The organism is Mycobacterium sp. 236(2023) (assembly GCF_029623955.1).
Lineage (GTDB): Bacteria > Actinomycetota > Actinomycetes > Mycobacteriales > Mycobacteriaceae > Mycobacterium.
In genome coordinates this window covers 111,842-135,584 of record NZ_JARSBP010000004.1, presented here as the reverse complement: position 1 = coordinate 135,584, position 23,743 = coordinate 111,842, and the positions used below count along the sequence as shown (strand labels likewise).

The window sequence follows — 23,743 nt, the reverse complement described above, 5'->3', positions numbered from 1 at the left end:
CTCATGAAGCTTTCTGCTCGGCCGGCTCGCGACCAGTCGGCGCGGGCGCTGCGTGGATCTCGCGGTCGAGTTCTTGGTCGACCAGCGCGTCGTCGGGAAACTTCGGCATTCCGGAGATCGCGTCCTGCAGCCACAGCTTGGCCTGCACGACCGGGCGGCGCAGCCAGCGCTCCCGTTCCAGTGCCTTGTGCATCTTGCGGGGCCGTTTCGTGTATCGCCAGCGCGCCCAGGGCGCGTGCGGCCGCGACAGCCTGATCGCTCCGATGAACAGCAGCGGCGTGATGAACATGCCGATCAGACCCGTCCACACCTTGCCCTTGAGCAGGACGATCACCGCCAGCGCCAGGATCAGCAAGGCGGCAACGACGACGACGGTGCGCATCCCCACGGTCGGGTCGTCCTCCCACGTCCCGGCGTCGAAGAACGACAGCGGATTCAGGCCGAGGATCAGCAGCCCGCACACCGCCACCGCGACGAAAACCGCGTCGACCGACGCGCGACCGTCCTCCGCCCAATAGACATCTTCCAGGTGCAGGATCAGGGCGAACTCGTCGAGGACCAGTGCGGCACCGACCCCGAACAGGATTGACGCGGCCGTGAACTCGGGTACACCCCCGTCGACCGCCATCGTGACCATCGACACCCCGGAGACCATGACCAGGACCACACCGATCACGACGTGGTGGATGTGCAGCCCGCCGCCGCCCGAGATGTTGCGCGGTTGCCACCACTTGCGGGGCGCGTCGCTGCCCGCTGTGCGGCGGATGTACCGCACGATCGTGCGGGTGATGGCGAACGTGACGATGAACGCGATGAGGCACCACATCAACGGTTGCCGGGACTCCGGGACATGCAGGGACAGGTCCCAGTCGAGGTCGAGGTCCGAGAGCACGCAGAAAACTTACGCCGACCTGCGTGTGTCGAGGACGGGATACCCGACGACTCGCCGGTCCGCCCCGATAGTCTGGTGCCCGACATGAGTAATCGGCGGTCGCCCGGCGGGGCTGGTTGGGGCCCAACGCTGGCCTGGCGGCTGTTTCAGATACTGACGCTCGCGGCGTTGGTTGCCGCCGCGTGGAGCCTGCTCGGCCACATCCCGTACCGCATCGACATCGACGTCTACCGCATGGGCGGACAGGCCTGGCTCGACGGCCGGCCCCTGTACGCCGACGGACAGATGTTCCAGACGCAGGGCGGCCTCGAGCTGCCGTTCACGTATCCGCCGCTTGCTGCCGTGGCTTTCGCGCCGTTTGCGCTGTTGTCGCTGAACGCCGCCAGCGTGGCGATCACGGCCACCACGCTGATCCTGCTGGTGGTGTCGACGGTCATCGTGCTGACGCGCCTCGATGTGTGGTCGACGACGTCGATCACCAGCGAGCCGGCCTGGATGCGCCGCTGCTGGCTGGCGGCGGCGATCGTCGCGCCCGCGGTGATCTACCTGGAACCGATCCGTGCGAACTTCGATTTCGGCCAGATCAACGTGGTGTTGATGACGCTGGTCATCGCCGACTGCGTGCCGCGCCGCACGCCGTGGCCGCGCGGCATGCTGCTGGGCATCGCGATCGCGGTCAAGCTGACGCCCGCGGTGTTCCTGCTGTACTTCCTGCTGCGCCGAGACATTCGCGCCCTGCTCGTGACGGCGGCCTCGGCGGTCGTGGCGACGCTGGCGGGGTTCGCGTTCGCGTGGCGGGATTCGTGGGAGTACTGGTTCGAGACCCTGCGCGACACCGACCGCATCGGCACCGCAACGCTGAACACCAACCAGAACATCGCGGGCGCGCTGGCCCGGCTGGGTGTCGGTGAGGGCCCGCGGTTCGTGCTCTGGGCGGCGCTGTGCTTCGCCGTCCTGGGGCTGACCGTGTGGGCGGCACGCAGAGCGTTGCGTGCCGAGCAGCCGGTGCTCGCGTTGCTCAGCGTCGCGATGTTCGGCCTCGTGGTGTCGCCGGTGTCGTGGTCGCACCATTGGGTGTGGATGCTTCCGACCGTGGTGGCGACCGCCGTCCTTGCGGTGCGACTGCGCCACGTCGCGCTCGGCGCCGTGTCCGCGATCGGGCTGGCCCTGATGGTGTGGTCGCCGCTCACGCTGCTGCCCGAACATCGCGAGACCACCGCCCCGCTGTGGAAGCAGTTGGTGGGTGGCTCTTATCTGTGGTGGGCGCTGGCGGTGATCGTCGTCATCGGCACGATGAGGGCCCGCACGCTCGGCAACGACGCCGCGGAGGCCGACGCGGCGGAACCCGCCGCGAAGGTGCTCAAGGCCTAACCGGCCGCAGACTCCGGCAGGCGGGCCGGCGGCGCGGCCACCGCGTCAGCTTTTCCCAGTTTGACGTCCGCGGCATAGAGGTCGACGTATTCCTGGCCGGACAGGCGCATCAGTTCGTACATGACCTCGTCGACAACCGCCCGCTCGATGAACCGATTTCCAGCGAGGCCCTCGAAGCGAGCGAAGTCCATCGGCGCACCGATGCGGATCGTCACCCGGCCGAAGCGCAGCCCTTTGCCCGGCGGGTTCACGTCATCGGTTCCGATCATCGCGACCGGAATCACGGGTACCTGCGTCTGCAGCGCCAGCCGGGCCAGGCCGGTCTTGCCCTTGTACAGCCGGCCGTCCGGCGAGCGCGTCCCCTCCGGATACATGCCGAGCAGCTTGCCCTGACCGAGAATCCGCTCGGCGGTGACCAGCGCCGCCTGCGCACTGTCAGCGTCGGTGCGGTCGATCGGCACCTGGCCGACGGCGGTGTAGAACCACGCCAGGAATCGCCCCTTCAGACCCGTGCCGGTGAAGTATTCCGCTTTCGCGAGGAACGTGATCCGGCGACGCACCATCAGTGGCAGATAGAAGCTGTCCATCACCGCCAGGTGGTTGCTGGCCAGGATGGCCGACCCGCCGGGCGGGATATGTTCCAGCCCTTCGATTTTGGGTCGGGCGATCAACGCCAGCAGCGGCCCCAGAAGGACGTACTTGAACAGCCAGTACCACATGGACCCTCCGGATGACCCGACCGCGGCGCGGTCAATATGCTCTGCGACAACTTTACCCACGGTGTGTGCATGCGACCACATAGCGGGCTGAGTAGTTCTACTCGACTGCTATTCGTCGAAACTCACCGGGATGTGCTCGTACCGTCCCGGTGGCGGCGGTGACGGCGGGCCGGGATCGTCGTCGGGCGCACCGCCGGGACCGGACGGATCCGGAGGGGGCGGACCGGGGGCGGCGGTGTCTGCCCCGGAGTCCATGGTGTCGACCATCGCCTTCACCAACGTCAGCAGCGCCACGCTGTGCTCGGCGACCACGTCGAGCAGCGGGTGCTGCTCACCCGAGATCAGCGCGGCCAGCGCGCAGACGGGGCACCACACCTGCTGGCACCGCCCGGGGCTGTTTCCCGCCGATTGCGCACGGGCGGCGGCGAGCCGGATCGCGGGATCGAGTTTGTCCAGGATCGACTGGGCGAGAGCTCGCAGTTCAGGCCCCAGATCGGAGTGCGCCCCACTCACCGCGGCCACACCTCCGGATTCGGTCGGAATCGCACCGTCAGCTCGCTACCGCGCAGTTGGGCGCCGGTGACGATGCACCGCCGCAACACCGACGCCAGGCGAACCCGGCGCCGCATCCCGCCGACGCCGACGATCAAGTCGTCATCGACCCTACCCAACGACAGTTCCGACGACTCGACCTGAGGCAGCTCCAGGCGCAGCCGGTACACCGCATCCAGACCGGTCCCCGACTCCCGGTCCACGATCGGCCGCAACGGCCCGGGCGGCGGCGAGCCGTCACGCCTGCGCGCGCACTCGAGCAGTTCGCCCAGCGCCTTGGGCCCGATCGGCTCGCCCGGCAGGTGGGGCACCATGACCAGCGCGACATCGCCGATGGCGCGGTCGAGGTCGTCGAGGACGGACTTCTGCTCGGAGATGCGCTCCGAGTACCAGTCGAACGCCGGGTGGGCGGGAAGATTACTGTATTCGAACGAATCGTCCTGCACCAGAATCTGATTCACGATGAGCTCGGCCACCTGCACGCCCATCAGGCTCAGCGTCCCCAGCGTGCGGACCGCCTCGGCGGCGACGACCCGTTCCGCGGTCATCACCAGGTGTGCACTGACCCGCGACCCGTCGGTGAGCAGAGTGCTCAGCTCTTCGGTGCCTGCGCCGATTCGCTCCAGCAGGCCGACGACCAGTGCCGTGCGGGGGTCGTCAGCACTGGACAGGCGACGATGACGTGGCCAGGCGCGTTCCAGGTAGAGCGCGAACGTCGCAGGCAACGTCAGCATGCGCATGGCGTCGGCGGTGGAGGCGCAATCGACGACGACGAGGTCCCAGCTCCCCGAGGTCGCGAGCTCCCCCACCTCGTGCAGGCCGAGCACCTCCTGGACGCCCGGCAACGCCGAAAGCTCTTCTGAGGCAATGTCTCCGACATCGGAATCGGGGAAGCGCTCGGCCAGCGGGCTCGCGATTTCGCGCCACCGGCCGGCGAGCAGCGCCAGCGTGTCGAGGGCCAGCGCGTCCAGATGGCCGCCACCGGATTCGGCGGTGTCGAGGTCGGCCAGCACCCGGGTGGGTTCGCGCCGCCCGGTCGGGACGAGGCTTACCCCGAGCACGTCTCCGATGGAGTGCGCCTGATCGGTGGACACCAGAAGGACCCGCATCCCGGCACGCGTTGCACGCACTGCCGTCGCGGTCGCCAGCGTCGACTTACCTACGCCACCCTTGCCGACGAACAGACTGATTCGGGCAGCATCCCTGCCCTCAATCAGCCTCGACTCGTTTCTTCAGGTCCTTCAGCGCGGTATCGGTCAGCCGCCGCTCGGCCTTGCGTTTGAGCAGGCCGATCATCGGGATGATCAGGTCGACCGACAGCTCGTAGGTGACGTCGGTGCCAGAACCCTTGGGCGCCAACCGATATGCTCCGTCGAGCGACTTGAGCAGCGTGCTCGACACCAGCGACCAGGTCACCGAATTGCGATCCGCAGGCCACTCGTAGGCCAGCACCATGTTGTCCTTGAGGACGGCGGCGTCGAGAAGCAGCCTGGCGACTTTCGGGAAACCTTCGTCGTCGGCTTCGAGAACCTCGGTCTCCTTGTACTCCGCGACCCAATCCGGGTAGGAGCCGATGTCGGCGATCACGTCCATCACCGTGGACGGATCGGCATCGATGTAGATGGTCTGCGCCGTCTTGTCTGCCACTGGAACCTTCCCCGCTATGGTCTGGTCGCTGGCCAGAAATCTACTCTTCTGAAATGGGGATGGCCCCGCACTTCAGGCCTGCCAGGACACCCCGACCGGACGACCGGCCTCCAGCCTGCGCTTGACCTCGAACGCCATGTCCTTGCCCGCCACGCGCCTGCGGTGGTTCAACTTGGGCAGGTTCATCTTGGCGAGTTCATGCGCCGCCGCCCCGGACGGCTCGGCATGCAAGAAATAGTGCAGCACGACCCCGTCGAGAACCTTCTCCAGCCAGATCTCCATGGTGCCGGTCACCGCGCCGGTGACCGTCCAGCGCTGCCCCGCCTCACCGCGGTCCTCGACCACGACCAATCGCAGGTCAGGCCACCACCGTGACCAGCTCGCCCGGTCCGCCACCGCCTCACCGACGGCCACGGGATCGGCGGCGATGAACGTCTCGTCGGCGATCTGGAAGCTGTTCATGACAGACAAGCTTCACACATGCCCGGCCGCAGCCCGGCAACGGACGACTACGCTGTACATCACATTACGGCCTGTAAAGCGAGAGGGTCTCCAACTCCGATGACTGCGCGTGAGTTCAGCATTGCCGCACCGTTCACCGTCGCCGAGCACGACAACATCGTCAGTGGTGTCTACTCCCACGAGCGAGACGACCCGGATCACGTGATCCTCCAGCGTCTGGTCGACGGCAACTGGGTCGACGTGACGAGCCGGCAGGCGGCCGAGCAGATCCGTTCGGCGGCACGGGGTTTGATCGCTGCGGGGGTTCAGCCCGGCGACCGGGTCGCGCTGTTGTCGGCGACGCGCTACGAGTGGCCGATCCTGGACTTCGCGATCCTGTCGGTCGGCGCGGTGACCGTGCCCATCTACGAGACGAGCTCGGCCGAACAGGTGCAGTTCGTGCTCAACGACTCCGCGGCCGTCGCCGCGGTCGCCGAGACGGATGCGCACGCGGCGCGCATCGAGGAGCAGCGCGACACGCTGCCGCAGCTGCGCAAGGTGTACGTCATCGACGGCTCAGGGACCCCGGCGCTGGAGGAGCTCGCCGAGGCCGGTGCGAGCGTGGACGCCGCCGCGGTCGACGAGCGTGTGGCCGCTATCAAGTCCTCCGATGCCGCGACGCTGATCTACACGTCAGGCACCACAGGCCGGCCGAAAGGCTGCCAGCTGACCCATTCGAACCTGCTCTACGAGATCCGCGGCGCCAAGGCCTGCTTCCCCGATCACCTCGCCAAAGGCGAGAAACTGCTGGTGTTCCTGCCGCTGGCGCATGTGCTGGCGCGTGCGCTGACCATCGGCGCCTTCACCAACGGGGTGACGCTGGGATTCACCAGCGACATCAAGAACCTGGTGCCGATGCTCGCGGTGTTCAAGCCGACGCTCGTGGTGTCGGTGCCGCGGGTGTTCGAAAAGGTGTTCAACACCGCCGAACAGAATGCCGAAAGCGGCGGCAAGGGAAAGATCTTCGCCGCGGCCGCCGAGACGGCGATCGAGTGGAGCAAGGCTCAGGACACCGGCGGTGCCGGTCTGCTGCTCAAGCTCAAGCACGCGGTCTTCGACAAGTTGGTCTACGGCAAGCTGCGCGCCGCGCTCGGCGGAAACTGTCACGCCGCGATTTCGGGCGGCGCGCCACTGGGCGCGCGGCTCGGCCACTTCTACCGCGGCGTCGGTCTGTCGATCTACGAGGGCTACGGCCTGACCGAGACGAGTGCCGCGATCACCGTGAACCGCGTCGGTGACCTTCGGGTGGGTTCGGTCGGCAAGCTGGTGCCCGGCAACAGCATGAAGCTGGGCGATGACGGTGAGTTGCTGGTCAAAGGCGGCGTGGTGTTCAACGGCTACTGGGGCAACGAGGAGGAGACCAAAGCCGTCTTCACCGGCGACTGGTTCCACACCGGCGATCTCGGCGCGATCGACAATGACGGCTTCCTGTCGATCGTCGGCCGCAAGAAGGAGATCATCGTGACCGCGGGCGGCAAGAACGTCGCCCCCGCCTTGCTGGAGGACCGGCTGCGTGCCCACCCGCTGATCAGCCAGGCGATGGCCGTCGGCGATCAGCAACCCTTCATCGCCGCACTGATCACGATCGATCCCGAGGCGTTCCCCGGCTGGAAAGACCGCAACAGCAAGGGTTCCGGCGCTTCGGTGGCCGACCTCGCCGACGATCCGGACCTGCGGGCCGAGGTCGAACTGGCCGTCAAGGATGCCAACCAGGCCGTGTCGAAGGCCGAGCAGATCCGCAAGTTCCGCATCCTGCCGGTCGACTTCACCGAGGACACCGGGGAGCTGACGCCGACGTTGAAGGTGAAGCGCAAGGTCGTCGCCGAGAAGTTCGCCGCCGACATCGACGCCCTCTACAGCAAGGCAGGCGACTAGCTAGAGCAGCCGGGCCAGCTTCTCGGCCTGACTGCTCCACTGCCAGTTGCCGACGGCCCACTGCCTGCCCGCGGCGCCCATCGCAGCGGCGTGGGCGGGGTCGGCGAGCAGATCGCCGACGGCGGCCGCGATCGCCCCGACGTCCTCGCCGTCGACGACGTGCCCCGTCTCGCCGTCGACAACGGTCTCCGGCGCCCCGCCGGACCGGCCCGCCACCACCGGCACCCCGGTCGACGACGCCTCCAGATAGACGATGCCCAGCCCTTCGACGTCGAGGCCTGATCCCCTGGTTCGGCAGGGCATCGCGAACACGTCGGCCATGGCGTGGTGGGCGGGCAGTTCGTCGCCGGGCACCCCGTCGGTGAACACGACGTGCTCGGCGACTCCGAAGTTGTGGGCGAGCCGATGCAGCGATGTCCGGTACGGGCCGCCACCGACGATGACGAGCGCCGCGCCGGGGACTCGCTGGCGGATGGCGGGCAACGCGCGGATCAACATGTCCTGGCCTTTGCGCGGCACCAGCCGCGACAGACACACCACGACCGGCCGGGTGCCGAGTCGGTAGCGGGCCCGCATCTCGGCGCGCGCAACCTCGTCGGGCACGAAGCGGTCGGTGTCCACACCGGGCGGCACATTCTCGAGCGCAGCCTTCGGCCCGAAGGCCGACGCGAACCGGCCGCGGGTGTAGTCGCTGATGTAGGTGACGACGTCGGTGTCATTGCCGATGCGCCGCAACGCCGTTCGAGCCAGCGGCAGCATCGACCAGCCCACCTCGTGGCCGTGGGTGCTGGCGACGACGCGCTGCGCTCCGGCCGCCCGCGCGAGCGGCGACATCAGTGCCAGCGGCGCCGCCGCGCCGAACCACACCGTGTCGATGTCATGCTCGGAGATCAGCCGGCGCATCCGCATCGCGACGGTGGGCTCGGGCACCATCAGGGTGCCGGGATGACGGACCACCGTGTAGCCGGTCGATGCAGCGACGCAGTCGTAGTCTTCGGCGCCCTTCCACTTCGGCGCGTAGACCGTCAGCGCATACTCGTCGGAGGCGACCAGGTGACCCACCAACGCCTCGAGGTACGACTGGATGCCACCGCGGCGGGGCGGAAAATCGTTGGTGACGAGCAGGATTCGTTTCACCGGCCGAGCACTTCGGACAGATCCACACCGAGAGCGGCCCTGGTCGCGGTCGCCATGTCGGCATGACCGTGCCCGCACGCCGCGATGTATAGCGCGCGCAGCTTCTCGGCACCGTAGGTGTCGGCGACATAGGTGGCGAACTCCCACGCGCGGTCGTAGGCGGCCGACCGCCCCGGTCCGGGGGTGGCCAGCTCGGCGTCGGTCGGCAGCGCGACGGGCGCCGCGGGCGGCGTGGGAGCGGGCGGGCGCCCGACGTAATCGGCAACGCCTTCGGTGAGCCACACCGGGGCGTCGGAGGCGGTGTCCGTCCTGGCCGCGTAGTGAAAGAGCTCATGGCGCAGCACTATTCGCAGATCGTCGTCGTTCATCGACGTCGCCCCCGGCGAGAACATGATCCGTTCAGCCGTGGTGGTGGCCGCGATGTCCGGTCCGCCGCCGGCCAGTGTGGCGAACTGTTCGGCGGAGCCTGCGACGACGATCGAGATGTCACGACGCCAGTCCGGTCCCCAGAACGCTGTGACCGCTTGGGTGGCGCCGGGCAGTTCGACGGCGATGCGGTCCAGCAATGCGGCTGCACCTGCGGCGCCTAGGTCGACAAGTTCCGCGGAGCGGCCGTCAGGGGTGGACACCGAACGGGTGCCGGGCAGCTGGGCGGGGCGGGCCTCCGAGGCCGGGGCTGCGACGGCAGGGCCCGGCGTGGCCAGCTGCGGACCGCTGACGAGGAATACCGCGCAGATCAGCTCGGCAGCGAGGACGGCTCCGATTCTGCGACGCGCGGTCTCAGTACCGGCGGACGCCTCAGTACCTACGAACGTTGTAGATCGGCGCATTGTCCACCGGAGCGACGCGCACCGGGGTGCCGTAGGTGGAGGCGTGCACCATCATGCCGTCGCCGATGTAGATGCCGACGTGTGAGGCGTCGGAGTAATAGGTGACGAGGTCGCCCGGCTGCATCTGGTCCATCGAGACGGACTGCCCGCCACGGGCCAGTGCCTGGCTCGAGTGCGGCAGCGAGATGCCTGCCTGCTGGAACGACCACATCACCAGCCCGGAGCAGTCGAACGCGCTCGGGCCGGACCCGCCCCACGAGTAGGGGGAACCGATGCGGCTCAGCGCCGCCTGGATGACGGTGTTGGCTGCCGGAGATCCGGGCGGAGCGATGTCGCCGGGTGGGATCGCGCCGGGCAGTCCCGGTGCCGGCGGTGCGCCCGGGGGCGGTAGGCCGGGAAGCGGGGGTGCGGCCAGGATCGCCGGATCCTGTCCGGGTGGCGGAGGCAACGGCGGCAGAGGTGCGGCGGCCGGAATCGGAGGCGGCGGAGGTGCGGCCGCCAACGCCTCGCGCTGGGTGGGCGTCAGGGCCTCATATTGGGCCTTCACGATCGCGATCTGGGTCTGCAGCTGACTCTGCTTGGACTGCAGATCGGCACGCACCGCGGCGGCCTGCTCGGCCGCGGTCTTGGCTTCAGCGGCCGATGCCGCCGAAGCCTGCTCGGCGATCTCGGCGCGCTGTCCGGCGTCACGGAAGGCCGTCATCTGCGCCTGCATCTCGGTGGCCATGACGCGCTGCACCGATAGCTGGTCGATGAGTCCCTGCGGCGAGGATGCGGTCAGCATCGCGTCGAAACCGGACGGGCGGCCACCCATGTACTGGGCTGCCGCGAGCCTGTCGACCTTGCTCTGGAAGTCGGACAGTTGCGCTTTAGCGGATTCCATCGAGGCGAGGTCACTCGCATGCTTGGACTCGGCGGCCTGCTGAACGACCAGCTTGCTGTCCAGATCCAGCTCCGCCGAGTGCATCGCCTCGGTGGTCTGCTCGGCCTGTCGAGAAAGATCGTTCAACTTTGCCAGCGCGTCCTCGGCGGGATCGGCGACGGCGTGTCCTGTGAGGACCGCGCCGATTACGGCCAGGCCCGTCATGGCCACGATGAGGGGTTGCCGGATACGGCGGGTGCTCCAATGCGCGCGGTCGAGCGTCAAGATTTCTGCGTCCTTCAACTGCCGTAACGAGCCGCCTCGAACTCACTTAGGTCTCGGATAGGTTACGAAACGGCAACGGCCTTGTCCAACGGAAGACGCAAATCTAGCAGCCCTCCCTGAGGAACGGAGGCCGTCGCTCGACGTGTGTCGTCACGCGACGCCGGTGTCACTCTGCCGGTGAATCGGCACCAGCCGCAGCCGGGGAGCCAAACCCACCTCGGCGAGGACTTCCAGGGCGCGACGCTCGTCGACGTGGAGCGTCTCCGGCACCCCGAGAAGCACGCTGACCACGCAATCCTGGCATCCGGGCCCCCGTACGGCGCAGTCGTCGCAGTCGATCTTCACTGTGCCGCCGTCGTCCGGCGGCCGCTGATTCTGTGCCATCGCACCTGTGTCCTCTCGATTGCAGTCGTCCGCACGGTATCGACGGCCACCGACAAGCCGGGGCGGGCTCGGCGCCGCTTCACCGGAGTTGTCACCGCGGGCGCCTACCTTCAGCACATGGGTCAGCTGAGCTTCTCGGACGTCGACCCATCCGCGGACCCGACGCTGCGCGAGACCACGTTCGTCGTGGTCGATCTGGAGACCACCGGCGGCCGGCCCTCCGGAGACCGTCACGACGCGATCACCGAGATCGGCGCGGTCAAGATCCGCGGCGGCGAGATCATCGGCGAGTTCGCCACGTTGGTCGATCCCGGTCGCGCGATCCCCCCGCAGATCGTCGCGCTGACGGGCATTACGTCGGCGATGGTGTACGACGCACCGAAAATCGAGGCGGTCTTGCCCGCCTTCCTGGAGTTCTCCCGCGGCGCGGTGCTCGTGGCCCACAACGCCAGGTTCGACATCGGATTCCTGCGCGCCGCCGCCGAACGCAACGACCTCCCGTGGCCCAAACCTCCGGTGCTGTGCACGGTCACGCTCGCGCGCCGGGTGCTGACCCGCGACGAGGCGCCGAGCGTGCGGCTGTCCGCGCTGGCGCAGCTGTTCAGCGCGTCGACCACCCCGACGCACCGCGCCCTCGACGACGCCCGCGCCACCGTCGACGTCCTGCACGGGCTCATCGAGCGCGTCGGCAACCAGGGCGTGCACACCTATGCCGAACTGCGGGCCTATCTGCCCGACGTGACGCCTGCGCAGCGCGGCAAGCGACACCTCGCCCGCGGCATGCCGCGAAGCCCCGGCGTCTACCTGTTCCGGGGACCGTCGGCCGAGGTGCTCTATGTCGGCACCGCGAAAGACCTGCGCCGCCGCGTCGGGCAGTACTTCAACGGCGCCGACCCGCGCACCCGGATCAAGGAGATGGCGTCGCTGGCGACGGCCGTCGACCACGTCGTGTGCGCCCACGAGCTGGAGGCTGGGGTGCGCGAACTGCGGCTGCTGGCCGCGCATGCGCCGCCGTACAACCGCAGATCCAAGTTCCCGCACCGGTGGTGGTGGGTGAGGTTGACCGACGAGGCCTTTCCCCGGTTCTCCGCGGTCCGCACCCCGCGCACCGAGAGCGTGGTCGGCCCGTTCCGGTCGCGCGCCGACGCCGTCGAGACGGCGTTCCTGATGGCCCGCTTCACCGGCGTGCGGACGTGCACGAATCGGCTGGGCCGGTCGGCCGTCCACGGCCCGTCGTGCCCGGAGCGCGAGGTGTCGCCGTGCCCGGCCGGGCGCGGCGTCGACGCCGCCGCCTACGGGGTCGCCGCAGAAGCCGCGCTCGCACTGATCGACGGTCGGTGCGGTCGCGCACTGGAAGCGGCGCTGGCCCAGATCGCCGACCTGGCGGAGCGGCATCGCTACGAGACCGCGGCGCGGCTGCGCGATCACACCGCCGTCACAGTCGATGTGCTGTGGCGCGGACAGCGCCTGCGCGCATTGACGGCGATCGGCGAACTCGTTGCCGCCCGCCCCGACGGTGACCGCGGCTGGCAGCTCGCCGTCGTCCGCCACGGTCAGCTCGCGGCGGCCGGGGTCGCGCCGCGCGGCGTGCCGCCGATGCCGGTCGTCGACGCCCTGACCGCGGCCGCGCAGTCCGTACTGCCCGATTCCGGCCCTCTCGGAGGCGCTTTGGTCGAGGAGACCGCCCTGATCGCGCGATGGCTGGCCGCGCCCGGGGTGCGGATCGTGCGCACCGACACGGGGTACTGCTCACCGATCGCCGCGGCGGGACGGTGGGCCGCCTGGTCGGCCACCGCGCGCTCGGCGCGGCTCGCCGCAGAACAGCTCGACGGGTCAGAGCTGTTGGGTGAACCGCACCCAACGCGCGAGCAGCTGTTCGGCCGCGCCGGAGTCGATGGCGTCCTTCGCCCGCGCGAGCCCGGACTCCCAGGCCGGGACCCACTGAGCGTCGCTGGATAGCCCGGCATGCGACACGAGCGCTCCAGCGGCATTGAGTACGACGGCGTCGCGTACCGGTCCCGCGGCTCCGGCCAGCACGTCTCGCGCCGACGCCGCATTCGACGCGGCGTCGCCCCCTCGCAGCGCCGAGATGTCGGCGCGCTGGAATCCGAACGCGGCCGGGTCGAATCGCAGTCGCTCCACCGTGCCCGCCTGCACCCGCCAGATCGTGCTCGTCGTCGTGGTCGTCAGCTCGTCGAGGCCGTCGTCGCCGTGAACCACCAGCACGCTCGAGCCCCGGGTCGCGAAAACCTCTGCCATCACCTCGGCGAGGTCGCCCCAGGCGCAACCGATCAGGCCCGCCCGCGGGGTCGCCGGATTCGTCAGCGGGCCGAGCAGGTTGAACACCGTCGGGACGCCGATCTCGCGACGGGCCACCCCGGCGTGCCGGTAGGACGGATGGAATTGCGGAGCGAACGCGAAGCCGATGCCGACCTCGGAGACGCAGCGCGCGACTTCGTCGGGACCCAGATCGATCCGCAGGCCCAGAGCTTCGAGTGTGTCGGCGCCACCGGACAGCGACGACGCGGCACGGTTTCCGTGCTTGACCACCGGGACACCTGCCGCGGCGACCACGATCGAAGCCATCGTCGACAGATTCACGGTGTTGGCGCCGTCCCCGCCGGTGCCGACGACGTCGACGGTGGCGGTCCCGATCGTGTCGGTCGGCACCCGGCGCGCGTGCTTGAGCATGATCTCGGCGAGCTCGGCGACCTCCGCCGACGTCGGCCGCTTCATCTTCATCGCCACGCCGAACGCGGCGATCTGGGCGGGCGTCGCGGCGCCGGTCATGATCTGGTCCATCGCCCAGGCCGCCTGCCCCGGCAGGAGGCCCTGCACCGTCGTCAATCTGCCGAGAATCATCGACCATGTCGGAGTTGGGGACGTAGGCGTAGGCGTAGTCACGAACGCGATTATGACGAATTGCTCCACCCGGGTGGAGTTCAACAACTACAAAGCGTCATACTTGCTCCTGTGACGAGCGCTGTAGGGACGTCGGGAACCGCAATCACGTCGCGCGTGCATTCGCTGAACCGGCCCAATATGGTCAGTGTTGGCACCATCGTCTGGCTTTCCAGTGAACTGATGTTCTTTGCTGGACTGTTCGCGATGTATTTCACCGCGCGTGCCCAGGCCCACGGTGACTGGCCGCCGGAGCCGACCGAATTGAACCTTGCGCTGGCAGTGCCGGTGACGCTGGTCCTCATCGCGTCGTCGTTCACGTGCCAGATGGGTGTTTTCGCCGCCGAGCGCGGCGACGTCTTCGGGCTGCGCCGGTGGTACACGCTGACCTTCGCGATGGGCCTCTTCTTCGTCCTCGGGCAGGCCTACGAATACGTTCACCTGGTCGAGCACGGCACCACCATCCCCGGCAGCGCCTACGGCACCGTCTTCTACCTGGCGACCGGCTTCCACGGCCTGCACGTCATCGGTGGTCTGATCGCCTTCATCCTGCTGCTGGCCCGGACGAAGATGAGCAAGTTCACGCCCGCACAGGCCACTGCCGCCATCGTCGTGTCGTACTACTGGCACTTCGTCGACATCGTGTGGATCGCCCTGTTCGCCGTCATCTACTTCGTCCGATGACCGACTCGCCGGCGCGTCCGATGCCGAACTCACAGCCCGAGAACAGAAGGGGTTCGATGACCAGCAAGTCGCGTAGGCGGCTTCGCCGCCGCGTCACGGCAGCGCTGCTGTTGCTGAGCGGATTGGTGATGGCCGGCGGTCTGGCAGCCACCCTCACTCCGACCCCGCAGGTGGCTGTCGCCGATGAGTCGGCATCGGCGATGCTGCGCACTGGTCAGCAGCTCTACGACACGTCCTGTGTGTCCTGCCACGGCGTCAACCTGCAGGGTGTCGCCGACCGCGGTCCCAGCCTGATCGGCGTCGGCGAAGCGGCCGTGTACTTCCAGGTCTCGACCGGACGTATGCCCGCGATGCGCAACGAGGCGCAGATCATGCGCAAGGATCCGGCGTTCGACCCGGAGCAGATCGATGCGCTCGGTGCCTACGTGCAGGCCAACGGCGGCGGCCCCGTCGTCCCCCGCGACGAAAACGGCCACGTCGCCGAACAGTCCCTGATCGGCAACGACGTCGCCCGCGGCGGCGACCTCTTCCGCCTCAATTGTGCGTCCTGCCATAACTTCACGGGTAAGGGTGGCGCGCTGTCGTCGGGCAAGTACGCGCCCGACCTGGGCCCGGCGACGCCGGCCCAGATCTACACCGCCATGGCGACGGGCCCGCAGAACATGCCCAAGTTCTCCGACCGTCAGCTCTCCCCGGAAGAGAAGCGCGACATCGTGGCCTACGTCCGCGAATCGGCGGAGACACCGACGCCCGGCGGCCTCGGCCTCGGCGGCTTCGGTCCCACGTCGGAAGGCATGGTCGCCTGGATCGTCGGAATGGTGGCAATCATCGCCGCCGCCCTCTGGATCGGAGCACGGGCATGAGTGCAAAGCCTGACGTCCCCAACCCGAGCGACGCCGAACTGGCGAAGATGTCGCAGGAGGAGCTGCTCGAGCTCGGCGGCAGAATCGACGGCGTCGAGACGATCTACAAGGAGCCGCGCTTCCCCATTCCCGGCACGAAAGCCGAGAAGCGTGCGGAACGCACCGTCGCGTACTGGTTCCTGCTGGCCGGATTCGCCGGTCTCGCACTGCTGCTGGTCTTCCTGTTCTGGCCGTGGGAGTACGTGCCCTACGGCGAAGAGGGCGAGTGGCTCTACTCGCTGGCAACACCGCTCTACGGCCTGACGTTCGGTCTGTCGGTCCTGGCGATCGGTGTCGGCGCGGTCCTGTTCCAGAAGAAGTTCATCCCCGAAGAGATCTCAATCCAGGATCGCCACGACGGTCGCTCCCCCGAAATCGACCGCAGGACCGTCGCGGCCAACCTCGGTGACGCGCTGGACGGCTCAACCATCAAGCGACGCAAGATGATCGGGCTCTCACTCGGTATCGGGTTCGGCGCCTTCGGCCTGGGCACCGCCATTGCGTTCATCGGTGGCCTCATCAAGAACCCGTGGAAGCCGGTCGTACCGACCGCCGAGGGCATGAAGGCCGTGCTGTGGACGTCGGGGTGGACGCCCCGCTTCCACGGCGAGACGATCTTCCTGGCCCGGGCCACCGGCAAGCCGGGCGAGTCGCCGTTCGTCAAAATGCGTCCCGAAGACCTCGACGCGGGTGGCATGGAGACGGTGTACCCGTGGCGTGAATCAGACGGCGACGGAACGACTGTCGAATCCGAGCACCACCTGACCGAGATCGCCATGGGCGTGCGCAATCCTGTGATGCTGATCCGCATCAAGCCGCTGGACATGACGCGCGTCGTCAAGCGCCGCGGTCAGGAGAGCTTCAACTTCGGCGAGCTGTTCGCCTACACGAAGGTCTGCTCGCACCTGGGCTGCCCGTCGTCGCTTTACGAGCAGCAGACCTACCGCATCCTGTGCCCGTGCCATCAGTCGCAGTTCGACGCGCTGCACTTCGCCAAGCCGATCTTCGGCCCGGCGGCGCGCGCGCTCGCACAGCTACCGATCACGATCGACCAGGACGGCTACTTGGTCGCCAACGGCGACTTCATCGAACCCGTCGGACCGGCATTCTGGGAGCGGAAGTCATGAGCCCACGTCCAAGCGCAGGCGAGATCGCCGGCAAGCAGGGTGATGCCATCGACTCGAGGTACCACCCCTCGGCCGCGGTGCGCCGCCAGCTCAACAAGGTCTTCCCGACGCACTGGTCGTTCCTGCTCGGTGAGATCGCGATGTACAGCTTCCTGGTGCTGCTGCTCACCGGTGTCTGGTTGACGCTGTTCTTCGACCCGTCGATGATGCACGTCACCTACGACGGTGTGTACCAGCCGCTGCGCGGTGTGCAGATGTCGCGGGCCTACGAGACCGCACTCGACATCAGCTTCGAAGTCCGCGGTGGCTTGTTCGTCCGGCAGGTCCACCACTGGGCGGCGCTGCTGTTCGCGGCGTCGATCATGGTTCACCTTGCCCGCATCTTCTTCACCGGCGCGTTCCGCCGCCCGCGTGAGGCGAACTGGGTGATCGGTTCGCTGCTGCTGATCCTGGCCATGTTCGAGGGCTTCTTCGGTTACTCGCTTCCCGACGACCTGCTGTCGGGCACCGGTATCCGCGCCGCCCTGTCGGGCATCACGATGGGCATCCCGGTCGTCGGCACCTGGATGCACTGGGCGCTGTTCGGCGGCGACTTCCCCGGCGAGATCCTGATCCCCCGCCTCTACGCGCTCCACATCCTGCTGATCCCGGGAATCATCCTGGCGCTCATCGGTGTTCACCTCGCGCTGGTGTGGTTCCAGAAGCACACCCAGTTCCCCGGCCCCGGCCGCACCGAGACCAATGTGGTCGGCGTGCGCGTCATGCCGGTGTTCGCGGTGAAGTCGGGCGCGTTCTTCGCGGTGACGGTCGGCATCCTCGGCCTGATGGGCGGTCTGCTGCAGATCAACCCGATCTGGGTCCTCGGCCCGTACAAACCGTCCCAGGTGTCTGCCGGTAGCCAGCCCGACTTCTACATGATGTGGACAGACGGCTTGATCCGGTTGTGGCCGGCGTGGGAGTTCTACCCGTTCGGACACACCATCCCGCAGGGCGTGTGGGTTGCCGTCGGCATGGGCCTGATCTTCGGACTGCTCGCGATGTATCCGTTCATCGAGAAGAAGCTCACGGGCGACAACGCGCACCACAACCTGCTGCAGCGTCCGCGTGACGCACCGACGCGCACTGCGGTCGGATCCGCCGCCATCGCGTTCTACATCGTGCTGACCTTCGCGTGCATGAACGACATCATCGCGCTGAAGTTCCACATCTCGCTGAACGCGACGACGTGGATCGGCCGCATCGGCATGGTCGTGCTGCCTGCGATCGTCTACTTCGTCGCCTACCGCTGGGCGGTGGCCCTGCAGCGTAGCGATCGCGCGGTGCTGGAGCACGGGATCGAGACGGGCATCATCAAACGTCTCCCCCACGGCGCCTACGTCGAGCTGCACCAGCCGTTGGGACCGGTCGACGACCACGGCCATGCCATTCCGCTGGAGTACCAGGGCGCGGCTCTGCCCAAGCGGATGAACAAGCTGGGATCTGCCGGTGCGCCCGGCAGCGGCAGCTTCCTCTTCGGCGATCCGATGTCGGAGCACGAGGCGATCACCGAGGCCGCACACGAGGCCGAGCACAAGGCGCTCACCGCGCTGCGCGATCACCAGGAGCGCAGCAGTGCCTCCAACGGCTCGTCGAATGGCTCGTCCAACGGGCATCACTGAGCCGGACAGTCTCGCGTAAACAATTCCGCCCCAGCCGATACGGCTGGGGCGGAATTGTTTTTACGTCAGCACTGCACGCCGCAAAGGCGCTCGACGGCTGAGACTCAGCGGTCCAGTTCGCCGCGCAGTTCGCGCAGGAAGTACCAGGGAATGGCGGCCATCCCCACCGTCACGACGCCGGCGACACCGTAGAGCACCCAGGAGACGGTGTCGCTGTCGACGGCCATCAGGTAGGTCGCGGCCGAGACCAGCAGTGTGGCGGCTCCCATCGCGCAGAACAGGGATGCGCCGGTGCGGAGCCAGATCCGGTCGACGGCCGGTGAATCAGCCGCGGCGAGCACGCCCGGCGACTGCAGGATCCGCGGCAGACACCCGCTGTTCGTGTCGACGACGGCGGGCGGGACACGCAGCTTCTCGGTCGGCGCGTCCCCTGTGCGGGCGGGGGTTTGTGCCCGCTCAGCGGCCTGTTGCGCCAGCCGTCTCTCCACCGCAGTCGGTTCGCTGTCGCCGGTGCGCCGAGCCCGCAGCAGCAGCGGTACGGCTGCGACGATCACCGCGGCCGACACCCCGATGATGGTGTAGAGGATCCACGGAGTGCCCGAGTCAGAAACTTGCGCTGCGCGGGTGTTGGCCAGGTCTACGAGCGCGACCGTCGCCGCGACGCCGGCGCCCAGGGCGGCCAGCCAGACGGCGACACAGCCTCCGAGGAGCAGCCGGTCGGTGCGGTCGAGTGCGCCGGCGTCGAAGCCGGGGCTCGGCCGGTTCGCGGTGTCGGTGAGTGGTGTCATCGGCGGTGAGGTGGCCTAACAGTTTGTCTGGGCGGCGTTACCGGTGTTGGAGGACAACACGGTTCCGTCGCTCGTGGTGATCGAACAGTTCAGCCGGCTTACCAGGAACAGGCTCGACGCCTGCACGGAGCCGACCTCGGACTGGGAGATCGGGGTGACGGTCAGAGACCACGGGATGTACACGTTGCGCTGGGTGCGGCTGCGCCCGGAGGCATCGATGTAGGTGACGGTGATGATGTCGCCCGGCGCTTTGGTCCCGGTCACCGAGTAGGTGACCTGGCGTGGTCCGGGTCGCGGCGTGGTGGTCGTCGGAGGCGGGGGCGCCTCTGTCGTCTGGGGCGGCGGGGGCGGCGCCTCGGTGGGCGGCGGTGGCGGCGGTGGCGGTTCGGTCACCGTGACGGTCTCAGGCGGCGGAGGCGGTGGCGGCTCCGTGGTGGGCGGCGGAGGCGGTGGCGGGGGTGGCGGCGTCGTCGGCAGGATCTCGTCCTGGATGGGCGGCGCCGGACGGGTGGTCGTCTCCGGGGTGGCGAGACTGTCGGTGTCGGTACGGGTCACCAGCACGGACACCGACACGACGAGAGCGATGGCGGCGACGATCGCGACGACGCCGACGACCCACGGCCAGCGTGGCGGGGCTGCGTCGGTGTCGGGTGTCGACTCGTAGTTGTCGTAGTCGTAGGGAACGATGTCCGAGCCGCCGGCGTAGGCGCTGCTGAGGAACTGTTCCGACTCCGGTGCGGAATACGCGCGCGAATAGAAGTCGGTATGGCCGGTGTCGGGGTTGTCGCCGCTTCCTGCGGAGACGTCTCTGGTGACGTCCGACGTGGCGTCGCCTGGCTCGTCATCTGGAAAACCAGAGCTGCCAGAGTCCCGCCCGGGAGGATTCGGCCCGCTCATCTACGTCTGTCCTTATCGACTGCTTCTCCGGCGCCGGAGGTTGCCGTGACGGCTCATGGCGCCTCGGCAACACTACCCAACGGCGACACCCGAACGGATCTCCCGAGGCGGGTTGCGGGCGAACCTCTGCCTGATTGTGACCTTGCCCCAAGCACAGGCGCCCCAAGCACGGCCGACAGCAGGTCAGTGCTTTTCGGGCCCCGTGTGGTACTCGAAGACCAGGCCGGACACCGTCGTCAGGATGAAGCACACGCCCGCCACGATCAGCCAGGGCAGCCACATCGCCATGCCGACCGCGGTGATGGAGCCCGACAGCGCGATCATGATCGGCCACCAGCTGTGCGGGCTGTAGAAGCCGAGCTCGCCGGCGCCGTCAGCGATTTCGGCGTCTTCGTAGTCTTCAGGCCGGGTGTCCAACCGCCGTGCCACGAACCGGAAGAACGTGCCGGTGATCAGCGTCAGGCCGGTCGTCAGGGCCAGCGCGGTGGTGCCCGCCCATTCGACGCCACCGGGGTCTTGGAACATGTGCGTCAGCACGGCGTACACGACGGTCGACAGCGCGAAGAACGCGGTCAGGAACTCGAACAGTCTGGCTTCGATATGCATGTGCTGTCTTGCCTTTCCTTACCTGTTCGCCTCGGGCACCTGCGGTGCCAGTTCGCCGCGGCGGCTGTCGAACGGTTTGGTGGTGACGGCCAGCGGATCCTGGTTGATCGCCTGCAGCGCTTCGGCATTCGTCTTTCCCGCCTCGCGCTGTTCGAGGTAGGCCTTGAAGTCGTTGGGCTCGACGACACGCAGTTCGAAATTCATCATCGAGTGGTACGTGCCGCACATCTCCGTGCATCGGCCGACGAAGGCACCCGTTTGCAGGATCTCGCTGATCTGGAAGATGTGGTCGGAGTTGTTCTCGACCGGGTTGGGCAGCACGTCGCGCTTGAACAGGAACTCCGGAACCCAGAATCCGTGGATGACGTCGGCGGAGGCGATCTGGAATTCGATGCGCTTGCCCGACGGCACGACCAGGACCGGGATCTCCGACGACGAGCCGAGGGTCTCGACCTTGTCGAAGTTCAGGTAGGTGCGGTCCTCGGGGTTGAGTCCGTGCAGCGCGCCGACCTCTTCGACGCCGTGGCTGTCCTTGCCCTCGGGGCGCGACGTCATGGCTTCTTTGCGCTCGTTGTCGACGCCGTCGTAGCTCAGGGTGCCGTCGGCGAATTCGACCTTCTGGTAACCGAACTTCCAGTTCCACTGGAACGCCGTGACGTCGATGACGACCTCGGGGTTGGGCTCCTTGTTCAGGATCTGCTCCTGCACCACCACGGTGAAGTAGAACAGCACCGAGATGATGATGAACGGGATGACCGTCAAGGTCAGCTCCAGCGGCATGTTGTAGCCGAACTGGCGCGGCATCTCGGTGTCGGTGGCCTTCTTGCGATGGAAGGCCATCGTCCAGAACAGCATCAGATACGTGATGCCGCCGACGACGAACGCGGCGATGACCGATCCGATCCACAGCTCGCGGTTCAGATGTGCCTCGGGGGTGATGCCGTTGGGCCATCCCAGGCCCAGGACCTCAGACCAACTGCACCCGCTGAGTAGCACTGTCATCCCGCCCAGGAGCAGGGACAATGCCACCAACTTCAGGCCGCGAGCGGACACGTTGGCGCCTCCTACTAAGTCGATTGACCGGCGGGCGGTCAGACGGCTGCACTGAATACTACGCAGCGTAGACCACGCCACGGCGCAGGCGCGAAGCGACCGCGCGATTGGGCATACTGGCGCGGTGTGCGGACTGCTTGCGCTGGTAACCGACCCGTCGGCTGAGGTCTCCCCCGGCGTCGTCGACGCAGTGTCGGGTGCGACCGCCCAGATGCGCCATCGCGGCCCTGATGAGCCCGGTACCTGGAACGACGCCCGCGTGGTGTTGGGCTTCAACCGGCTGTCGATCATCGACATAGCGCACAGCCACCAGCCGCTGCGGTGGGGACCAGCCGATCAGCCCGACCGCTACTCCCTGGTGTTCAACGGGGAGATCTACAACTATCTGGAGTTGCGTGACGAGCTCGCCGCCGAGCACGGCGCGGTCTTTCACACCGACGGCGACGGCGAGGCCATCCTGGCCGCCTACCACCACTGGGGCGCCGATGCGCTGCCGCGGCTGCGGGGCATGTTCGCGTTCGCCCTGTGGGACACCGTGGCCGAGGAGATGTTGTGCGCCAGGGATCCGTTCGGCATCAAGCCGCTCTACATGGCGACGGGGTCGGGCGGGACGGTGGTCGGCAGTGAGAAGAAGTGTCTGCTCGACGTCGCCGGCACGCTGGGCATCGACCTGACCATCGACGAGCGCGCCGTGCAGCACTACACCGTGCTGCAGTACGTCCCCGAACCCGAGACGTTGCATCGCGGCATCCGAAGGCTGGAGTCGGGCAGCTATGCCCGCGTGCGGCCCGGCGCCGAGCCTGTGGTGACGCGGTACTTCAAGCCCCGGTTCTCGGCGGTGCCGTTCTCGGTGGGCGCAGAGCAGGCCCGCTACGACGAGATCACCGCTGCGCTGGAAGATTCGGTGGCCAAGCACATGCGCGCCGACGTCACGGTCGGCGCGTTCCTGTCGGGCGGCATCGACTCGACCGCGATCGCCGCGCTGGCGATGCGCCACAACCCGCGGCTGATCACGTTCACCACGGGCTTCGAGCGCGAGGGCTTTTCGGAGGTCGACGTGGCGGTGGCGTCCGCGGAGGCGATCGGCGCCCGGCACGTGACGAAGGTCGTCGGCCAGGAGGAGTTCGTCGCGGCGCTGCCTGAGATCGTCTGGTATCTGGACGAACCCGTCGCCGACCCGGCTCTGGTGCCGCTGTATTTCATCGCCAAGGAGGCCCGCAAGCACGTCAAGGTGGTGCTGTCGGGCGAGGGCGCCGACGAACTCTTCGGCGGATATACGATCTATCGGGAGCCGTTGTCGCTCAAGCCTTTCGACTTTCTGCCGCGAGGCCTTCGCAAGTCGGTGGGCAAGATGGCGGGTCCGCTGCCGGAGGGGATGCGGGGCAAGAGCCTGCTGCACCGCGGTTCCTTGACGCTCGAGGAGCGCTACTACGGCAACGCTCGCAGCTTCTCGGACGCCCATCTGCGGGCCGTGCTGCCCAAGTTCCGCCAGGACTGGGTGCACACCGACGTCACGGCGCCGGTGTACGCGCAGTCGCAGGGCTGGGATCCGGTGGCACGGATGCAGCACATCGACCTGTTCACGTGGTTGCGGGGCGACATCTTGGTCAAGGCCGACAAGATGACGATGGCCAACTCGCTGGAGCTTCGGGTGCCGTTTCTGGACTCCGAGGTGTTCGCGGTCGCGTCGCGGCTGCCGTACGACCAGAAGATCACCCGGTCGACAACGAAGTACGCGCTACGCCGCGCGCTGGAACCCATCGTCCCGGCACATGTGTTGAATCGGCCGAAGCTGGGTTTCCCGGTGCCGATCCGGCACTGGCTGCGGGCGGGTGAACTCCTCGACTGGGCGTACGGGATGGTCAGCTCTTCGGGGGCCGGCGAATATGTAGACCTCGTCGCTGTCAGGACAATGCTTGACGAACATCGAAGCGGCACAAGCGATCACAGTCGACGACTGTGGACGGTGTTGATCTTCATGTTGTGGTACGCGATCTTCGTCGACAAGACCGTCACCCCTCGGATCAGCGAGCCGACCTACCCCGTCCAGCTCTAGTCCGGGGCCCGGCTGC

General features: G+C 67.8%; 22 protein-coding genes and 1 pseudogene. 8 read left to right on the top strand and 15 right to left on the bottom strand.

Annotated elements, in window-relative coordinates; translation table 11 throughout:
- Position 1: 1 nt before the first annotated feature.
- Positions 2-892 carry a hypothetical protein gene (locus tag P9A17_RS17735; protein WP_278040014.1) on the bottom strand — a complete coding sequence of 297 codons (891 nt, stop codon included), beginning with the start codon at positions 890-892 and terminating at the stop codon, positions 2-4.
- Positions 893-976: 84 nt separating this feature from the next.
- Here P9A17_RS17735 and P9A17_RS17730 point away from each other — a divergent pair, with 84 nt between their 5' ends.
- Positions 977-2,263 carry a glycosyltransferase family 87 protein gene (locus P9A17_RS17730; protein ID WP_278040013.1) on the top strand — a complete coding sequence of 429 codons (1,287 nt, stop codon included), beginning with the start codon at positions 977-979 and terminating at the stop codon, positions 2,261-2,263.
- On the opposite strand, the gene P9A17_RS17725 is transcribed toward P9A17_RS17730, so the two are convergent.
- From P9A17_RS17725 to P9A17_RS17705, 5 genes are all read right to left on the bottom strand, one after another.
- Positions 2,260-2,982 (bottom strand): lysophospholipid acyltransferase family protein, encoded by a 723-nt coding sequence (locus P9A17_RS17725; RefSeq protein ID WP_278040012.1) that lies wholly within the window; start codon positions 2,980-2,982, stop codon positions 2,260-2,262. The two genes, P9A17_RS17730 and P9A17_RS17725, sit on opposite strands and share 4 nt — an antisense overlap.
- Before the next feature lie 108 nt (positions 2,983-3,090).
- Positions 3,091-3,495 (bottom strand): hypothetical protein, encoded by a 405-nt coding sequence (locus P9A17_RS17720; protein ID WP_278040011.1) that lies wholly within the window; start codon positions 3,493-3,495, stop codon positions 3,091-3,093.
- Positions 3,492-4,751, bottom strand: a complete 1,260-nt coding sequence (locus tag P9A17_RS17715; protein ID WP_278040568.1) for an ArsA family ATPase — start codon at positions 4,749-4,751, stop codon at positions 3,492-3,494. The genes P9A17_RS17720 and P9A17_RS17715 overlap by 4 nt, the downstream gene beginning before the upstream one ends.
- Positions 4,744-5,181, bottom strand: a complete 438-nt coding sequence (locus P9A17_RS17710; RefSeq protein WP_278040010.1) for an SRPBCC family protein — start codon at positions 5,179-5,181, stop codon at positions 4,744-4,746. Before P9A17_RS17710 ends, P9A17_RS17715 begins: the two co-directional genes overlap by 8 nt.
- 72 nt (positions 5,182-5,253) lie before the next feature.
- Positions 5,254-5,643, bottom strand: a complete 390-nt coding sequence (locus P9A17_RS17705) for an SRPBCC family protein (RefSeq protein WP_278040009.1) — start codon at positions 5,641-5,643, stop codon at positions 5,254-5,256.
- A gap of 99 nt (positions 5,644-5,742) precedes the next feature.
- Here P9A17_RS17705 and P9A17_RS17700 point away from each other — a divergent pair, with 99 nt between their 5' ends.
- Positions 5,743-7,557 (top strand): long-chain fatty acid--CoA ligase, encoded by a 1,815-nt coding sequence (locus P9A17_RS17700; protein WP_278040008.1) that lies wholly within the window; start codon positions 5,743-5,745, stop codon positions 7,555-7,557.
- On the opposite strand, the gene P9A17_RS17695 is transcribed toward P9A17_RS17700, so the two are convergent.
- The 4 genes from P9A17_RS17695 to P9A17_RS17680 form a co-directional block, all read right to left on the bottom strand.
- Positions 7,558-8,694 (bottom strand): glycosyltransferase family 4 protein, encoded by a 1,137-nt coding sequence (locus tag P9A17_RS17695; RefSeq protein ID WP_278040006.1) that lies wholly within the window; start codon positions 8,692-8,694, stop codon positions 7,558-7,560.
- Positions 8,691-9,524 (bottom strand): peptidase, encoded by an 834-nt coding sequence (locus tag P9A17_RS17690; protein ID WP_278040005.1) that lies wholly within the window; start codon positions 9,522-9,524, stop codon positions 8,691-8,693. The genes P9A17_RS17695 and P9A17_RS17690 overlap by 4 nt, the downstream gene beginning before the upstream one ends.
- Positions 9,493-10,671 (bottom strand): peptidoglycan hydrolase RipC, encoded by a 1,179-nt coding sequence (ripC, locus tag P9A17_RS17685; protein ID WP_278040004.1) that lies wholly within the window; start codon positions 10,669-10,671, stop codon positions 9,493-9,495. The genes P9A17_RS17690 and ripC overlap by 32 nt, the downstream gene beginning before the upstream one ends.
- Positions 10,672-10,821: 150 nt before the next feature.
- A complete protein-coding gene (locus tag P9A17_RS17680; protein ID WP_278040003.1) occupies positions 10,822-11,055 on the bottom strand; it encodes a hypothetical protein in 234 nt (77 codons plus the stop codon).
- A gap of 117 nt (positions 11,056-11,172) precedes the next feature.
- Between P9A17_RS17680 and P9A17_RS17675 the strand changes: the two are divergent.
- Positions 11,173-12,951 (top strand): annotated as a pseudogene (locus tag P9A17_RS17675) (DEDD exonuclease domain-containing protein); the annotation flags it as partial.
- Here the strand turns inward: P9A17_RS17675 and trpD are convergent.
- The gene (gene trpD / locus P9A17_RS17670) at positions 12,889-13,917 is read right to left on the bottom strand and encodes an anthranilate phosphoribosyltransferase (RefSeq protein WP_278040567.1); all 1,029 of its coding nucleotides are present in this window, start codon (positions 13,915-13,917) and stop codon (positions 12,889-12,891) included. The pseudogene P9A17_RS17675 and the gene trpD overlap by 63 nt on opposite strands.
- Positions 13,918-14,028: 111 nt before the next feature.
- Here trpD and P9A17_RS17665 point away from each other — a divergent pair, with 111 nt between their 5' ends.
- Genes P9A17_RS17665 through P9A17_RS17650 form a run of 4 tightly spaced genes read left to right on the top strand, consistent with a single transcriptional unit; the run spans position 14,029 to position 18,327 of the window.
- Positions 14,029-14,640, top strand: coding sequence for a heme-copper oxidase subunit III (locus tag P9A17_RS17665; protein WP_278040002.1), 612 nt, complete (start codon positions 14,029-14,031; stop codon positions 14,638-14,640).
- A 56-nt stretch (positions 14,641-14,696) separates the two neighbouring features.
- Positions 14,697-15,503 carry a cytochrome c gene (locus P9A17_RS17660; protein ID WP_278040001.1) on the top strand — a complete coding sequence of 269 codons (807 nt, stop codon included), beginning with the start codon at positions 14,697-14,699 and terminating at the stop codon, positions 15,501-15,503.
- Complete coding sequence (locus P9A17_RS17655; protein WP_278040000.1) at positions 15,500-16,669, top strand: ubiquinol-cytochrome c reductase iron-sulfur subunit; 1,170 nt, start codon at positions 15,500-15,502, stop codon at positions 16,667-16,669. The genes P9A17_RS17660 and P9A17_RS17655 overlap by 4 nt, the downstream gene beginning before the upstream one ends.
- Positions 16,666-18,327 carry a cytochrome bc complex cytochrome b subunit gene (locus P9A17_RS17650; protein WP_278039999.1) on the top strand — a complete coding sequence of 554 codons (1,662 nt, stop codon included), beginning with the start codon at positions 16,666-16,668 and terminating at the stop codon, positions 18,325-18,327. Before P9A17_RS17655 ends, P9A17_RS17650 begins: the two co-directional genes overlap by 4 nt.
- A gap of 104 nt (positions 18,328-18,431) precedes the next feature.
- On the opposite strand, the gene P9A17_RS17645 is transcribed toward P9A17_RS17650, so the two are convergent.
- The 4 genes from P9A17_RS17645 to P9A17_RS17630 all read right to left on the bottom strand — a co-directional run bounded on the left by P9A17_RS17645 (position 18,432) and on the right by P9A17_RS17630 (position 21,620).
- A complete protein-coding gene (locus P9A17_RS17645; RefSeq protein WP_278039998.1) occupies positions 18,432-19,115 on the bottom strand; it encodes a DUF2561 family protein in 684 nt (227 codons plus the stop codon).
- A 15-nt stretch (positions 19,116-19,130) separates the two neighbouring features.
- Positions 19,131-20,012: an MmpS family transport accessory protein gene (locus P9A17_RS17640; RefSeq protein WP_278039997.1), complete on the bottom strand. Its 882-nt coding sequence runs from the start codon at positions 20,010-20,012 to the stop codon at positions 19,131-19,133.
- A gap of 183 nt (positions 20,013-20,195) precedes the next feature.
- Entirely contained in the window at positions 20,196-20,618 is a 423-nt protein-coding gene (locus P9A17_RS17635) for a cytochrome c oxidase subunit 4 (protein ID WP_278039996.1), read from the bottom strand.
- 18 nt (positions 20,619-20,636) lie between these two features.
- Positions 20,637-21,620: a cytochrome c oxidase subunit II gene (locus tag P9A17_RS17630; RefSeq protein ID WP_278040566.1), complete on the bottom strand. Its 984-nt coding sequence runs from the start codon at positions 21,618-21,620 to the stop codon at positions 20,637-20,639.
- Positions 21,621-21,795: 175 nt separating this feature from the next.
- On the opposite strand from P9A17_RS17630, the gene asnB reads away from it, so the two are divergent.
- The gene (asnB, locus tag P9A17_RS17625) at positions 21,796-23,727 is read left to right on the top strand and encodes an asparagine synthase (glutamine-hydrolyzing) (protein WP_278039995.1); all 1,932 of its coding nucleotides are present in this window, start codon (positions 21,796-21,798) and stop codon (positions 23,725-23,727) included.
- Positions 23,728-23,743 lie beyond the last annotated feature (16 nt).